At 43.2% G+C, this 10,375-nt stretch carries 18 protein-coding genes and 1 pseudogene; 8 read left to right on the top strand and 11 right to left on the bottom strand.

Annotated features, from left to right (window positions below):
• Positions 1-143 precede the first annotated feature (143 nt).
• The gene (gene cysD, locus ACR2PX_RS14760) at positions 144-1,055 is read right to left on the bottom strand and encodes a sulfate adenylyltransferase subunit CysD (protein ID WP_434000119.1); all 912 of its coding nucleotides are present in this window, start codon (positions 1,053-1,055) and stop codon (positions 144-146) included.
• A 282-nt stretch (positions 1,056-1,337) separates the two neighbouring features.
• On the opposite strand from cysD, the gene ACR2PX_RS14755 reads away from it, so the two are divergent.
• Positions 1,338-1,565 (top strand): antitoxin MazE family protein, encoded by a 228-nt coding sequence (locus ACR2PX_RS14755; protein WP_434000118.1) that lies wholly within the window; start codon positions 1,338-1,340, stop codon positions 1,563-1,565.
• Positions 1,562-1,885, top strand: a complete 324-nt coding sequence (locus ACR2PX_RS14750) for a type II toxin-antitoxin system PemK/MazF family toxin (RefSeq protein ID WP_434000117.1) — start codon at positions 1,562-1,564, stop codon at positions 1,883-1,885. The genes ACR2PX_RS14755 and ACR2PX_RS14750 overlap by 4 nt, the downstream gene beginning before the upstream one ends.
• Before the next feature lie 28 nt (positions 1,886-1,913).
• Here ACR2PX_RS14750 and ACR2PX_RS14745 read toward each other — a convergent pair whose 3' ends face one another.
• The 5 genes from ACR2PX_RS14745 to ACR2PX_RS14725 form a co-directional block, all read right to left on the bottom strand.
• Positions 1,914-2,867: a sulfotransferase family 2 domain-containing protein gene (locus ACR2PX_RS14745; protein WP_434000116.1), complete on the bottom strand. Its 954-nt coding sequence runs from the start codon at positions 2,865-2,867 to the stop codon at positions 1,914-1,916.
• A gap of 2 nt (positions 2,868-2,869) precedes the next feature.
• Positions 2,870-4,618, bottom strand: coding sequence for a glycosyltransferase family 2 protein (locus ACR2PX_RS14740; protein WP_434000115.1), 1,749 nt, complete (start codon positions 4,616-4,618; stop codon positions 2,870-2,872).
• Complete coding sequence (locus tag ACR2PX_RS14735) at positions 4,615-5,088, bottom strand: hypothetical protein (RefSeq protein ID WP_434000114.1); 474 nt, start codon at positions 5,086-5,088, stop codon at positions 4,615-4,617. Before ACR2PX_RS14735 ends, ACR2PX_RS14740 begins: the two co-directional genes overlap by 4 nt.
• A 107-nt stretch (positions 5,089-5,195) precedes the next feature.
• Positions 5,196-5,576 carry a type II toxin-antitoxin system VapC family toxin gene (locus ACR2PX_RS14730; RefSeq protein ID WP_434000113.1) on the bottom strand — a complete coding sequence of 127 codons (381 nt, stop codon included), beginning with the start codon at positions 5,574-5,576 and terminating at the stop codon, positions 5,196-5,198.
• Entirely contained in the window at positions 5,563-5,838 is a 276-nt protein-coding gene (locus tag ACR2PX_RS14725) for a hypothetical protein (RefSeq protein ID WP_434000112.1), read from the bottom strand. The genes ACR2PX_RS14730 and ACR2PX_RS14725 overlap by 14 nt, the downstream gene beginning before the upstream one ends.
• A 165-nt stretch (positions 5,839-6,003) precedes the next feature.
• Here ACR2PX_RS14725 and vapB point away from each other — a divergent pair, with 165 nt between their 5' ends.
• On the top strand, positions 6,004-6,237 hold the full coding sequence (gene vapB / locus ACR2PX_RS14720) for a type II toxin-antitoxin system VapB family antitoxin (protein ID WP_434000111.1): 234 nt from the start codon (positions 6,004-6,006) through the stop codon (positions 6,235-6,237).
• On the top strand, positions 6,237-6,653 hold the full coding sequence (locus ACR2PX_RS14715; protein WP_434000110.1) for a type II toxin-antitoxin system VapC family toxin: 417 nt from the start codon (positions 6,237-6,239) through the stop codon (positions 6,651-6,653). Before vapB ends, ACR2PX_RS14715 begins: the two co-directional genes overlap by 1 nt.
• A gap of 28 nt (positions 6,654-6,681) precedes the next feature.
• Here ACR2PX_RS14715 and ACR2PX_RS14710 read toward each other — a convergent pair whose 3' ends face one another.
• Complete coding sequence (locus ACR2PX_RS14710) at positions 6,682-6,819, bottom strand: hypothetical protein (RefSeq protein ID WP_434000109.1); 138 nt, start codon at positions 6,817-6,819, stop codon at positions 6,682-6,684.
• A gap of 201 nt (positions 6,820-7,020) precedes the next feature.
• Complete coding sequence (locus tag ACR2PX_RS14705; RefSeq protein ID WP_434000108.1) at positions 7,021-7,212, bottom strand: nucleotidyltransferase substrate binding protein; 192 nt, start codon at positions 7,210-7,212, stop codon at positions 7,021-7,023.
• A 375-nt stretch (positions 7,213-7,587) separates the two neighbouring features.
• On the opposite strand from ACR2PX_RS14705, the gene ACR2PX_RS14700 reads away from it, so the two are divergent.
• The 4 genes from ACR2PX_RS14700 (at position 7,588) to ACR2PX_RS14685 (ending at position 9,081) form a co-directional block, all read left to right on the top strand.
• A complete protein-coding gene (locus tag ACR2PX_RS14700) occupies positions 7,588-7,809 on the top strand; it encodes a DUF433 domain-containing protein (protein ID WP_434000107.1) in 222 nt (73 codons plus the stop codon).
• Positions 7,809-8,138, top strand: coding sequence for a DUF5615 family PIN-like protein (locus tag ACR2PX_RS14695; RefSeq protein ID WP_434000106.1), 330 nt, complete (start codon positions 7,809-7,811; stop codon positions 8,136-8,138). The genes ACR2PX_RS14700 and ACR2PX_RS14695 overlap by 1 nt, the downstream gene beginning before the upstream one ends.
• A gap of 278 nt (positions 8,139-8,416) precedes the next feature.
• A complete protein-coding gene (locus tag ACR2PX_RS14690; RefSeq protein WP_434000105.1) occupies positions 8,417-8,641 on the top strand; it encodes a FitA-like ribbon-helix-helix domain-containing protein in 225 nt (74 codons plus the stop codon).
• Positions 8,638-9,081 (top strand): type II toxin-antitoxin system VapC family toxin, encoded by a 444-nt coding sequence (locus ACR2PX_RS14685; protein WP_434000104.1) that lies wholly within the window; start codon positions 8,638-8,640, stop codon positions 9,079-9,081. The genes ACR2PX_RS14690 and ACR2PX_RS14685 overlap by 4 nt, the downstream gene beginning before the upstream one ends.
• On the opposite strand, the gene ACR2PX_RS14680 is transcribed toward ACR2PX_RS14685, so the two are convergent.
• The 3 genes and pseudogenes from ACR2PX_RS14680 to ACR2PX_RS14670 all read right to left on the bottom strand — a co-directional run.
• On the bottom strand, positions 9,078-9,287 hold the full coding sequence (locus tag ACR2PX_RS14680) for a hypothetical protein (RefSeq protein ID WP_434000103.1): 210 nt from the start codon (positions 9,285-9,287) through the stop codon (positions 9,078-9,080). The genes ACR2PX_RS14685 and ACR2PX_RS14680 overlap by 4 nt on opposite strands.
• Positions 9,288-9,319: 32 nt before the next feature.
• Positions 9,320-9,922 carry a Uma2 family endonuclease gene (locus tag ACR2PX_RS14675; RefSeq protein WP_434000102.1) on the bottom strand — a complete coding sequence of 201 codons (603 nt, stop codon included), beginning with the start codon at positions 9,920-9,922 and terminating at the stop codon, positions 9,320-9,322.
• A gap of 111 nt (positions 9,923-10,033) precedes the next feature.
• Positions 10,034-10,249: pseudogene (locus ACR2PX_RS14670) on the bottom strand (phosphoadenosine phosphosulfate reductase family protein); the annotation flags it as partial.
• Positions 10,250-10,375: the final 126 nt, after the last annotated feature.

Raw genomic sequence — 10,375 nt, 5'->3', positions numbered from 1 at the left:
TACAGCCTTACAGCCTTACAGCCTTACAGCCTTACAGCCTTACAGCCTTACAGCCTTACAGCCTTACAGCCTTACAGCCTTACAGCCTTACAGCCTTACAGCCTTACAGCCTTACAGCCGCTTTTCTAAAACGCCAAAGCGTTTTAGAAGTACCCTTCGATCTTCTTCTTCTCCATAGACCCGGCAGAGTCATGGTCAATTACACGACCCTGGCGCTCTGAGGTTTTGGTCAGAAGCATTTCCTGAATGATCTCTGGCAAGGTGTCGGCTTGTGATTCAACGGCTCCGGTCAGTGGGTAGCATCCCAGTGTGCGGAAGCGAACCCATTTCATTTCAGGTTCTTCACCTTCTCGCAAAGGCATACGGTCGTCGTCTACCATGATCAGGGTGCCGTCACGGTCTACTACAGGGCGCTCAGCTGCATAGTAAAGAGGCACAATTTCAATGTTTTCAAGGTAGATATACTGCCAGATATCCAGCTCAGTCCAGTTGGAAAGAGGGAAGACACGAATACTCTCACCTTTCTCAACTTTACCGTTATAGGTATTCCAAAGTTCCGGACGCTGATTTTTGGGGTCCCAACGGTGGTTCTTGTCACGGAAAGAATAAACCCGCTCTTTAGCCCGGGATTTTTCTTCATCCCGGCGAGCACCACCAAAAGCGGCATCAAACTTGTACTGATTCAGAGCTTGTTTGAGCGCCTGAGTTTTCATGGTGTCGGTGTATTTGGCCGAACCATGATCGAACGGATTAACATTGGCTGCACGACCTTCTTCATTGGTATGAACCAGCAACTCCATGCCATATTTTTTAGAAATACGGTCACGAAAGCTGATCATCTCCTGGAATTTCCAGGTAGTGTCCACATGCATCAAAGGGAAGGGCGGTATGCCAGGTGCAAAGGCTTTGGCAGCCAGATGCAGCATGACAGCAGAGTCTTTACCGATGGAGTAGAGCATAACCGGGTTATCGAACTCGGCGGCTACTTCACGGATAATGTGGATGGACTCGGCTTCGAGTTGTTTTAGATGGGTTAGTTTTTCTTGGGATAACATGTATAAACTCATGTGAGAGCTGTAAGGCTGTAAGGCTGTAAGGCTGTAAGGTCAAAAACTTTACAGCTCTACAGCTCTGAAGCTATACAGTTTTTTACGCTACCGCCCGTCGATTGTGGGCAATATTCGAAACAGCGATCAACGGAATGTGAGCCGCCAGATTAATTCAAAATGTTGATAGTTTGGATAAGGGGTTATTCTGTAAAATCCCCCTTATTTGACATACGTAAGCCCTTTGCTATGTTACATGTTACGTTACATGAAACAATAAAGGGGTCAAATATGCCAACTGAACGTCACTCTGACAGTGCCAGACAGAGAGTAAAACGCCATCGTGACGCATTACGGGAAGCTGGCTTTCGGCCCGTGCAAATCTGGGTGCCTGATACCCGGCAGGAAGGTTTTGCAGAAGAGTGCAGAAAACAGTCAGTCAGTCTCAAAAATGACCCTGCAGAAAAGGATACATTAGACTGGATTGAGCACCTTTCAGATGACGGGGGTTGGTCATGAGACGGGGAGATATAATGGCTGTAGCCATAAAAGGGGATTATGGAAAACCTCGTCCCGCTCTGATTTTACAGTCAGATTTATTTGATCAGCACCCGTCAGTAACTATTTTACCGATTACCAGTGAAATTCGAGATACCCTTTTGTTCAGATACAACGTATATCAAGATGATCATAATGGTTTAATCACACCTTCACAGGTAATGATTGATAAAATCACCACGATAAAAGCAGATAAAATGGGTAACCCTATAGGGCACCTGAGCTCACGTCAGATGTCAGAAATTACCCGTCTGGTGGCATTGTGGCTAGGAATTGCTTGAATGCATCTTTAATTTTTCCTGTGAATCTTTAGGCGATAAATTTCGGGCTATTGACTAATTCTTGACCAGTATTTTTAACAATAACCCGTACCTGATCCTCCGCCTTTAGCGAGCCTACCTTAGCACTGAAGCCAATAAAAGCATCTCGGGGCACATTGAACTGCAACAGATTGGCTCTGCGTTCACATGCCAAAGCATCTGCTACTGGCTTGTTATTGACTAGGATGGATAGATCAATAGGTTCATCTGCCACTTCATTATTGAATGCCCAACCAAATAGTTTGCCATTTTCATAGCCACCAATTTGGCCATGTGTGAATGGCAAATTATCTTTGAGCAAATTGATACGCTGGTAAAACAGTTCACAACACTTTTGATAGTGATCGATTTCTTGTCTATTCAGTTTTTTAATTTCTCTAATAAGTGCTTCATCTAAAGCATGCGCTGGTGCTTTTTCCTTACCCGCCATATTTAATGAAAGGTCTTGCAAGTCGACTTGGTAGAGGTGGTTAAACAGCTTTAGCGATTCAGAATAGTGTTCTGTAATCCCAATAAAACCCAACATATGGGGTGGATAACCCTGAAGCATTCGGAATTGGCGGTTAACGAACTCAGGTCGCTTAATGAAATCTGCTAGCTCACCCTGAAAGTTATAGTGGCGCTTAAAGTGCTTAAATTCGGAGACTAACCTGGAAACCGGCTCTCTGACAAAAGTTAAAATACGATCCTGATTCACAATTGGTGCAAACCTGCGAGCAGAGACGTGGCCACCCAGCATACTGATATTATGTTGTTTTAGGGTGCTTTTTAAGCCAAATAAGTCGTTTTTTTGGTAAACGAACTCTCTAATCAGTGGTGATGTTTCAGGCTGTTTTTCACCATAATCATAACAGATTTTCTCTTTTGAGAAGTAATGCTCAGCAGCTTTACGAAAACTGGTGCCTGCAGTTTTAGGGACATGAATAAAAAATAGTGGTGACATACTCAGGCTCTAATAGAAAAGTCTTCATGGGATCGTGACAGGTTCGGGCTATAGTATGGATCGTTCTCAAGTAGTTTACCCCACTTCATAAAGAGCAAATCTTTTTCCGCTTGAAAACGAGCCTGCTTTTCTGGCGTATCATCATAGCCTCGTGTTTTGGATTCGTGATGATAAAGCTCAGCAAAGGGGGTGAAAACATTTCGATAACCCGATGTTTGAACCTTAAGGCAGAAGTCTACATCGTTATAGGCGACTGTAAAATCTTTATTAAGACCACCAACTTCTTCGAAGATCGACCTTCGAACCAGCAGACAAGCACCCGTTACGGCAGAAAGGTTCTGACGGATGTTAGCTCTGTTAAAATAACCAGGGTGATCTCTTGGTAAACCTCTGTGTGAATGTGCAGCGTAGCCTCCAAGACCCAGGATAACGCCTGCATGTTGAATGTCGCCATCGGGATAATACAGCTTTGCTCCGATACAGCCATTATCTTGCTGAATGGCTAATGAAGCCATCTCACAAAGCCAGTTAGAGTTGATAACTTCAACATCGTTATTGATAAGGCCAATAATTTCACCTGAGGCTCGCTTGGCTGCAAAATTATTAATCAGAGAGTAGTTGAAGGGGGCATCGTAATGAATAACGCGAATTTTTTTATTTTTCGAAATGTCGCCAAGCCAGGAAAGCACTTCAGGGTCATCGCTTTGATTATCAACAATAATAACCTCATAATTCGGGTAGTCCGTTTTTTCCAGAATACTCTCAATGCAGGGCTTTAAAACGTCTAAAGCATTTCGTGTGGGTATAATAAGACTCACTAATGGAGGTTGTTCTGGCAGAGTAGAATCCACTCGATAAAAATTAGCTGGTTGGTCATGACTAACTTTAATAGAACGGTCACTTATAAGCTGATCTTGCAATGCCTTCAAACCTGCCTCTGTAGCATAATTCTTTGAATTTGAGTCTGCGGCAGTCGATCCTTCTATGGCACGCCAATGATAGAGGATGTGTGGAATATGGTGAATCTGATCAGGGGGTAGATGTTTCGTTAATCTAAGAAATAAATCATAGTCCTGTGCACCTTCATAGCCAACACGAAAACCACCTGCTTCATCTATCAGTCTTTTACGGATTACAGCAAGATGAGTGATATAGTTGTGAGCCCTCAATAACTCGGGATTCCACTGGGATTTAAAATGAGGTCTCAGGCGGTGACCCTGCTCATCAATAAAATCTTCATCGCTGTAGATAAACGAAATCTCTGAGTTTTCATTGAATGCTTTAACAACACAAAAGAGTGCATGTGGTGCCAGGGTATCATCATGATCCAGCAAAGCAATAATCTCACCGCTTGCTAGCGATAAAGCGGAATTGCTGGCTTTGGATATATGGCCGTTTTGTTCTCTGTACTTAACGCTTATCCGTGAGTCGGAAGATTGGAATTCATCCAACACTTTTTTAATATGAGGCTCTGTCGAGCAATCATCAGCAATGCAAAGCTGCCAATTTGGGTAAACTTGGTCTTGAACTGATTCAATAGCTTTCCTCAGATACTCCTCTGCTACGTTATAAACAGGCATAACGATAGAGATAAGAGGCGTGTATGAAAAGCCAGAAGCTTCATTCCTTAGGGCGGACTGGTTACCAAACAGTGGTGTTTCATAATGCTCTATCCATTGTTGATAAGTCGCTGATAATGGAGTTTGCTGAAAACAATCAGAATAGGCTTTCTTCAAAGCTTCAAGCTTCAAGCTTTCAGCTTATACTCCGGGTGCCAGCGCTTAACTTTATTAACCATCAGGCTTCGGGCTTTACCAGCAGTGAGCTTGCAAAAACAAAAATGCTCAACGGTAAACTTGGTTGGGCCTGTGCATGGGTCAAATCGTAATGAATTTACTTTACGATCAAAATAAACAATTTTTTTAAACAGTCTTCCAGACTTTAGAGGTAACTTGAAAGCCTGATCTTCTGTATACCCTTGACCTGTATTGAAATAAAGCCTGCCATCGAGAGAGGGAGCCGAAGAGCGAACGCTTACCTCTAACATATACCAACCCTGTGGCATTGGACCCTTTAAAGGTTTAACAGAAAAGTATGGATCATCATCAGTTGCTTTCCAGTCAAATCCATCGTCACGAGATAACCCGTTTTTTGGATTGAGTGCACTAGGCTGACGATAATAATACCAGCGGCTAAGGCCAGAAATAGTCTTACTTAACATTTATATTGGCTTGATAAATAACGTGGTAATTAAAATAATGCCTTACAGCCTTACAGCCTTACAGCCTTACAGCCTTAATCCGTAGTTCTTGCTGATACTAAGAAAAACTAACGCGCACTTAAGGCTTTGGGAAAGTGCTCAATGATCTTGTTATCTCGGGTGACAAGAGAACAGTTTCTGAACAGCGCATCAGCGACAATCAATCGATCAAAAACATCTCTTGTCCAATGAATATTGATAGCGGTTTGAATCAGGCTGTTTACAGGCGTATTTGAAGAGGCAAGCCCTATATCGCCATAAAGATCTGCAACAATCTGCTCAGGTGGATAGGCTATTCGGTTGATTTCATATAAGTATTGCAACTCAAGTCTTGCTATTTCGGGCAATACAATATCATGGGATTCCAACACGTCACAGGCGCCTCTGGATAGTTTTCCTAGCTCGTTTGCATGGAGGAATACCGCAATATGCGTATCAATCAAAACCATGATCAGCCTCCCACTGCTGAAACTGTTCATTTTCCAGATCTTCAACGGAGCCAATGAGAGTGTCACGATTTTTCAGGTTACCCAGCTTGGTTTGCGCTGGCGACACAACGGCGAGCCTAAGTGAGCAGCCACGACGATTGAGTGTCAGAGGTTTACCCGATGCAATGACTTCATCAACCAGTTGATAGATATTCTTTCGTAATTGTGTGAGTGTGACCTCATTTTCATGAGGTTCACTAGCAGATTCTGTACGAGCAGGCATTAGAAATTCTCCATAAAGACATGTACGTTAATGAATATAGAGCGTACATGTCTTTCTTGCAACCTGATAAGTTGGGTTTAATTCTTCAGGTCCAGAGTTTTTTTTGGACAAGGTCTGACTTTTCAATCTAGTATATACAAAGGTATATACAAGAGGGAGTTAAAGATGAGAACGACTATTTTCAAAAACAACAGAACTCAGGCTGTCCGTATTCCCAAGGAATTCGCGTTTTCAGACAATGTAAAGCACGTTCATATCCAGCGACAAGGAAACACATTGACCATTTCGCCTATAGACGTTGACTGGGACTTATTTTTTGACAACCTCACGGCCTGCCCGGATTACCCCGACAGGGAGCAGCCTTTACCACAAGAACGTGATTTTGGGGATTGGGCATAATGAGATACTTGCTTGACACTAATGTGTTGATTCACATCCTGCGAGGTTACGATACGGGTAGTATCAGAGCGCATTTCAAAACTAACAATGGTCGCATGTTTATATCGGCAGTCACCGTTGACGAACTTATGTTTGGCATTTGCTGTACACCAGAAGCGCTGCGGGAGAAAAAACTGGGAGAACTGAATACCGTTCTGAGCGCTATTCCTGTGCTGGATTTTAATGAAGATGCGGCAGAACACTCTGCTGAAATTCGACACTTTCTGAAAACTTACGGTCAGCCGATTGGTAGTTATGACAATATGATAGCCGGACATGCTCGAAGTCAGGAATTGATTGTTATTACCAATAACGTCAGGGAGTTTTGTAGAGTGCCCGGCTTACAGGTTGAAGACTGGTCGCAACCAGTGACCTAACTTGCAAGCGTTTGTCCCCCAGACTCTTTTAACTCTCCACCCCGAGCAATTCAAGTTTCAGCTTTCTACCATAGCGATCAATATGCGCTTTCAGGGGGTAATGAGTGATCGAATTGTAATCGATGACATCATACAGATAAGGCGTTGGCAGCTCATCCAGCGCCAATGCTATCCGTTCGATCAGAAGAGGGTCACTGCTATCAAGCCAAAGTGCAATATCAATGTCAGATCCTGCACGGTAATTCCCTGTGGCACTAAGGAATTTGGCGATTGAGCGCCGTACTGGTGTGTACGGTCGATTGAGCCAAGCTTCCTCAGTGCCGCAAGGGGCAAGCGAGGGCGCACGCGAATTTACGAAATATCCGGGTTAGGTCAGGTAATCCTTCATCACCTTCCAAACCAATTCCCAACTGTATTTAAACGATTGGATCAAAGCAACACGATAAAGCTGGTCATCTGGTGAGGCCTGAACAACAACCACTGCAGACTCCAGCACAGTTAACGTTTTTTGATGGTTTTCAAAGCGCTGGTGCCAGCAATCGACTGATAGATGAGGCATGCTTCTGTTCCAGAGCAAAAAAAGAGTCAACCCAGTTGATCGAAATGAAGGATAAAGTCATAGGTTTGGGTTTCGGGTCAATATTGTGATCGCTGGAACCTTACACATAACCTGAGTCACCAATAGCAAATGCTCTAAAAACTTTCTAAAAATCTTTCCTGGGGCAGGCTTTGGTGCCAGGGATAAATCGTGTACCCATACCTGCAGCGGGGAAGACGGCTTTTTTGGCTTTTTTGGCTTTTTTGATAGTCATGATATGTACTTGGAATATCTCAACAACACCAGCTAGACTGGGATCTGTATTAAAAATTGAAAGACAATATATGAGCTGTTAGCTTGCTGTAAAATGTTTTCTGGCTCATTCAGGAGAAAGACATGAATAAGGAAGATTATTTACAACATATTGAAGTTGATCCGGCAAAACGTTTTGGAAAACCCTGCATTAAAGGGACCCGAATAACAGTCACTGACATACTTGAAATGCTGGCAAATGGTATGACACAGGCTGAAATACTGGATGAACACCCTAACCTTCTGGCTGAACAGATTAAGGCTGCATTGCTCTACGCAGCCAATCAGTTACCTGGTGCCGCCTGATGCTCCTGCTGGATGAAAACCTTTCCCCAAAACTCGTTGCTAGAATCAAAGACACCTATCCCGGAAGCCTGCATGTTTTGCATTCAAAGCTGGATAACTCACCCGATATTGAGATTTGGTGTTATGCAAAAAAGCATCAGATGACCATTGTCAGTAAAGACAAAGATTTTCTCTACTTTGCAACCCAACATGGCTATCCGCCAAAACTGATTTACCTTACCACAGGGAATGTAAAGCTCGCTGCGATAGAATCTATATTGTTAGAAAATGAAGCCATTATAAAATCATTCATCAAACTGGACAAAGAAGGTGTCTTGAAAATTGGCTAGCCGCACAAAAGCTTGCGGTTATAAACACCTTTATTTGATTGTCATAATGGGCATAAAGTACATAAAGTACCAAATCCCTGTTTTTACTACCGACAATGATTTTTCCTGCTACCAGCAGTACATTCCTGTTCAATTGTTCGCCAGGCCTGAAGACTTCATCAGATTTTTAAACTGAGTCATAAAAATAGAAAATAACTTAAAAATAATAATATGAAACGTAGCAGACTGCTTGCACTGTGCTAGCATTCTACTGGTAACACTGAGATAGGAAGACAGTCATGGCAACACTCACCATTCGTAATCTACCAGCCGACCTTATAGATCGACTGAAAGCCAGTGCCAAAGCAAGCAATCGCTCTATGGAACAAGAAGTCAGAGAACTGCTCGAAACCCGTTACCAGCAAAAGTCACTAGTGATTAGAGCCATTAAAGACAGTTGGGATGAGCTCCCGGAAACCCCAGCTGAAAGCATGGATGTCTGGCGCCATGAGGGCAGGCCATGAGTACTGCTGTTATCGACACAATGGTATTTGCCTACGCGCTTTTCAATGAGCCAACGCATAGACAGGAAGCGTTAGCGGTTTTGGAAAGAACAGACGAAATCCATGTACCCGACCTGTTCCGTACCGAGTTCAGTAATGTTGCATGGCAATGGGTCACACACCAGAAATTAAGCCTGCAACAAGCAATACAGGCAATGGAGCGAGCCGAAGCTCTGATAACCTCTGTTACCAGTAGTAAGCACTTATGGTTCAACGCTCTTGAAATAGCCACCTTCGCCAAACACCCTGCCTACGATGCACTGTTTGTAGCAGTAGCCAAAAAGATAAACTGCCCACTTGTTACATGGGATAAGAAGCTGTTACAAAAATTCCCGGAGATTGCCTTGAAACCAGATAGCTATCTCAAGCTAAATGTTAAGCAAAACACAACGTGTTTTTAATCCGTCCCAAACAAGTCGCGGGTATAAATCTTCTCAGCCACATCAGACAGATCTCCTACCATCCGGCTAGAAACAATCACATCCGACATTTGTTTAAAGGCTTCGAGATCGTTAATCACCTTTGAGTGGAAAAATTCAGACTTTTCCAGCACAGGCTCATACACCACCACTTCAATTTTTGATTGCTGGAACCTTTCACAATCCAAGAACTGCCCCCGGTGTTCCTGACACCGAAACCTCAGATAGTTCCGATAACATCCTGATAGATCGTACTCACAGCCACTGAATAATCGATAGATGAAAGATGCAGCTCATCACCTTGACTGTAACGGGTCAATTTCCATTGCCCTTTGTCATGTTGGTAAAGATCAATCTTCAAATCGTTCTGGTCAACCAGCAAATACTCTTCAAGAGAAGAAATTTTAGTATAGGCATCCAGTTTCGCTAAACGATCGTACTTTTCCGTGCTTGGCGACAGGATCTCTACAATCAGCTTTGGCTCTTCTTCAATATAAGGGTTCTGGCTATTGCTACTACAGCTCACCACCACATCAGGGTAAAAGAATATATCATCGGTACTGGCACCGGCTTTGACTTTCATAACAGATGCGAAAACCTGGCACCCAGTACCAGTAAGATGCATTTTAAATAGCGTTGTCAAAGTAACATTGAGAAGGTTATGTCGACGACTACTCCCCACCATGGCATAAATATAGCCATTGACATATTCGTGCTTTACTTCAGATTCCTGCTCTTCTGCGAGATAATTTTCTACACTGATCGGAAAACTTTTCATAATTGGCTGCTGTTGCATTGGCTTGGCCTGCAATGATTCTAACATGAGTAAACCAACATAGACCAAACTGCCTGGGGGTTCATTTTTATTCTATGCACAATGCAAGAACTGCCCCCTTGGATTTCATTAACTCAAAAATTTGTGGATGTCCTAAAATGCTCTTATGAGCGCCTGAGTTTTCATGGTGTCGGTGTACTTAGCCGAACCATGATCGAACGGATTAACATTGGCTGCACGACCTTCTTCATTGGTATGAACCAGCAACTCCATGCCATATTCTTTAGAAATACGGTCACGAAAGCTGATCATCTCCTGGAACTTCCAGGTAGTGTCCACATGCATCAAAGGAAAGGGCGGTACACCAGGTGCAAAGGGCTAAGTTGCTTTTATCTGTTGTTTGAACCAGTGTTCTACAATTTTTTCAGAAAGACGCTCACCTGTTAACTTGTCAGCTTCTGTCAATAGCCGCCGCCAGCCCAGATAATGTTTCAAGTATTT

Source organism: Endozoicomonas sp. (genome assembly GCF_051008435.1).
GTDB lineage: Bacteria > Pseudomonadota > Gammaproteobacteria > Pseudomonadales > Endozoicomonadaceae > Endozoicomonas_A.
Note: the sequence above shows the minus strand (reverse complement) of the source record. Positions and strands in the feature narration are given on the sequence as shown.

Coding starts and splice junctions, on each gene's coding strand:
- cysD (WP_434000119.1), bottom strand. CDS start 1,055: ATGTTATCCCAAGAAAAACTAACCCATCTAAAACAACTCGAAGCCGAG.
- ACR2PX_RS14755 (WP_434000118.1), top strand. CDS start 1,338: ATGCCAACTGAACGTCACTCTGACAGTGCCAGACAGAGAGTAAAACGC.
- ACR2PX_RS14750 (WP_434000117.1), top strand. CDS start 1,562: ATGAGACGGGGAGATATAATGGCTGTAGCCATAAAAGGGGATTATGGA.
- ACR2PX_RS14745 (WP_434000116.1), bottom strand. CDS start 2,867: ATGTCACCACTATTTTTTATTCATGTCCCTAAAACTGCAGGCACCAGT.
- ACR2PX_RS14735 (WP_434000114.1), bottom strand. CDS start 5,088: ATGTTAAGTAAGACTATTTCTGGCCTTAGCCGCTGGTATTATTATCGT.
- ACR2PX_RS14730 (WP_434000113.1), bottom strand. CDS start 5,576: ATGGTTTTGATTGATACGCATATTGCGGTATTCCTCCATGCAAACGAG.
- ACR2PX_RS14725 (WP_434000112.1), bottom strand. CDS start 5,838: ATGCCTGCTCGTACAGAATCTGCTAGTGAACCTCATGAAAATGAGGTC.
- vapB (WP_434000111.1), top strand. CDS start 6,004: ATGAGAACGACTATTTTCAAAAACAACAGAACTCAGGCTGTCCGTATT.
- ACR2PX_RS14715 (WP_434000110.1), top strand. CDS start 6,237: ATGAGATACTTGCTTGACACTAATGTGTTGATTCACATCCTGCGAGGT.
- ACR2PX_RS14705 (WP_434000108.1), bottom strand. CDS start 7,212: ATGCCTCATCTATCAGTCGATTGCTGGCACCAGCGCTTTGAAAACCAT.
- ACR2PX_RS14700 (WP_434000107.1), top strand. CDS start 7,588: ATGAATAAGGAAGATTATTTACAACATATTGAAGTTGATCCGGCAAAA.
- ACR2PX_RS14695 (WP_434000106.1), top strand. CDS start 7,809: ATGCTCCTGCTGGATGAAAACCTTTCCCCAAAACTCGTTGCTAGAATC.
- ACR2PX_RS14690 (WP_434000105.1), top strand. CDS start 8,417: ATGGCAACACTCACCATTCGTAATCTACCAGCCGACCTTATAGATCGA.
- ACR2PX_RS14685 (WP_434000104.1), top strand. CDS start 8,638: ATGAGTACTGCTGTTATCGACACAATGGTATTTGCCTACGCGCTTTTC.
- ACR2PX_RS14675 (WP_434000102.1), bottom strand. CDS start 9,922: ATGTTAGAATCATTGCAGGCCAAGCCAATGCAACAGCAGCCAATTATG.